The sequence below is a fragment of the Streptomyces tibetensis genome (genome assembly GCF_007655005.1).
Lineage (GTDB): Bacteria > Actinomycetota > Actinomycetes > Streptomycetales > Streptomycetaceae > Streptomyces > Streptomyces tibetensis.
The window spans coordinates 1-691 of record NZ_SZVW01000061.1 but is presented as its reverse complement, the minus strand read 5'-3'; the positions used below and the strand labels follow the sequence as shown (position 1 = coordinate 691).

At 65.8% G+C, this 691-nt stretch carries 1 protein-coding gene and 1 pseudogene; one reads left to right on the top strand and one right to left on the bottom strand.

What is annotated here, in order from left to right; genetic code table 11:
* Nucleotides 1-120 (top strand): annotated as a pseudogene (locus tag FDO69_RS42630) (IS5 family transposase); the annotation flags it as partial.
* A gap of 4 nt (nt 121-124) precedes the next feature.
* On the opposite strand, the gene FDO69_RS40910 reads toward FDO69_RS42630, so the two are convergent.
* The gene (locus FDO69_RS40910; protein ID WP_104789275.1) at nt 125-625 is read right to left on the bottom strand and encodes a GNAT family N-acetyltransferase; all 501 of its coding nucleotides are present in this window, start codon (nt 623-625) and stop codon (nt 125-127) included.
* Nucleotides 626-691: the final 66 nt, after the last annotated feature.

Sequence of the window (691 nt, the reverse complement as noted above, 5' to 3'; positions counted from 1 at the left end):
GCAGTGGAGTGCGGCATCAATCGCCTCAAAAGGCACCGCGCCGTGGCGACGCGCTATGACAAGCTTGCGGTCCGCTACGAGGCGACCGTCCTCGTCGCGGCCATCAATGAATGGCTGTGACCACTCACACGGCTCGTTCCATGCAGACCAGCTGGTCCCGCTCGTCCCACGACTCGGTGACGGTGAATCCGAGGCGCTCGTACAGGGCGATCGCGCCTGCCCGCCACTTCCACACCGACAGCCGCACCGCGCTGACGCCGCTTTCCGCAGCATGCACGAGCGCGGCGCTGACCAGGCTGGACGCGATGCCCCGCCCCCGGAACGCCGGGTCCGTCCAGAGCCTCTTGACCTCGGACCGTCCGTCGACAGAGGCGGTCACCACCAGGCAGCCCACCGCAGTGTCCCCGCTCAACGCCAGCAGCACGTCATCGTCTTCGAACACGGCCTGCGGATCTGCGATCTCTACCCGGTAGCGGTCCGGCAACCCACCCACACCGGCAACGGCCTCCCCCTTCTCGGCCTGCGTCTGCAGATGGTAGGCCGCCAGCAGATCTGCCAGTCCATCCTGGGCGGAAGGGGCCTGACCTGGCCAGCGGACGATGACAACCTCGCGTTGATCAGTCATGACGCGAGCATCGCATGACACATGCCAGGGTTAGAACGAGTACCTTGATCCACTTTCGATACACGC

Bases quoted from the DNA above. Each gene is read 5' to 3' on its own strand.
- FDO69_RS40910 (WP_104789275.1), bottom strand. From the start codon at position 625: ATGACTGATCAACGCGAGGTTGTCATCGTCCGCTGGCCAGGTCAGGCC.